This window comes from Aurantibacter sp. (genome assembly GCF_039941195.1).
In the GTDB taxonomy this organism is placed as follows: domain Bacteria; phylum Bacteroidota; class Bacteroidia; order Flavobacteriales; family Flavobacteriaceae; genus Aurantibacter_A.
In genome coordinates this window covers 1-1220 of sequence record NZ_JBDVFA010000020.1, presented here as the reverse complement: position 1 = coordinate 1220, position 1220 = coordinate 1, and the positions used below count along the sequence as shown (strand labels likewise).

General features: G+C 27.8%; 2 protein-coding genes. Both read right to left on the bottom strand.

The window, feature by feature from the left end:
• The coding region (locus ABJF52_RS03750) for a hypothetical protein (RefSeq protein ID WP_348146501.1) at positions 1–434 on the bottom strand (434 nt) is incomplete at its 3' end.
• 83 nt (positions 435–517) lie between these two features.
• Positions 518–1220: IS3 family transposase (locus ABJF52_RS03745; RefSeq protein ID WP_348146499.1), on the bottom strand; the 703-nt coding region annotated here is incomplete at its 5' end.

Below are 1220 nucleotides of genomic sequence, written 5' to 3'. Positions count from 1 at the left end.
AGTTGTTTATTTTTAAAACAATTTATTATACTTACTTCATTCCCAATTGTTAGAAATATATAGTTTTTATAAAAACAATTAATACCGAGTTTAATTTCTAATTCATTTTCCTTTATTCCATTTACTATAAAAACTGTTTTTTTTAGCTCTCTATCATAACCAACATAATTGTTTAAATCTTCAAACTTATAAAAGTTAAATTTTGAAATTTCTTTTAATAACTCTCCTTTATAATTATAAAATGAATTATGACTTCTATTCGTAAATACATTAAAAACTTTTTCATAAAAGGAAACTCCCCAATAATCTATTTTTTTCAAGTCTAATATAGTAGAGTTTTGATGGTTTTTTACTTTAGAATTTTCGACAAATAAAAAATCATTTACTATATCATAATTATCAATGTTCTTTATTTTTTCTTTTTCTAAATACATTTATACTCAGTTTATTATCTGTTTGGGTAAGTTTGTATTATACTGATATAGGTTGACTCTTTTTTAGTTAAAATTCTCGGTTCTTAAATCGTTAGTTCATGTAAATTTACTTTATTTTTTCGATACGACTTGTATTTGATATTAGGATTTAAATGTACTTCAGCAGGTTTTCTTAGATTCAGGCTAAAATGGGTTCTCAAATTGTTATAAATATAGACAGCTTGTTGTGTGATTTTTTGTGCTAATACAGTGTTTTTAATGTTTTGTTTTAGTCCGTATTCGTATTTCAACGTTCTATTAATTCGTTCAGCTACTGCATTTTCGTAAGGATCGTATTGTTCAGTCATACTCATTGTCATTCCATTATCTTCAGCAAACTTCGTGTATTTGGGGTTGCAGTATTGGAAACCTCTATCTGAATGGTGAATAAGTTTTTGATTAGGGTATTTTCTGTTTTTAATGGCCATAGCGAGTGCATCTGAGCAAAGTGATGTTCTCATATGGTTATCTAGTTTATATCCCATAATTTGCTTAGAATAGGCGTCTGTGACTAATGCTAGGTAGTTGTGTCCTTTTTCGGTTTTAATGTAGGTTATATCGCTTACCCATAGTTGTTCTGGTCGAGAAGGAACTTGGTCTTTGACCAGGTTTTTATATTTTTTGTACATGTGGTTAGAGTTTGTGGTTGTGATGTAATTTTTAGTTTTAGGAATCAAAAGGTTATTTAGTCTAAGAAAGCGATAGAACTTATCTCTACCAATTTTATTATCAGCGTTTATAACGTCT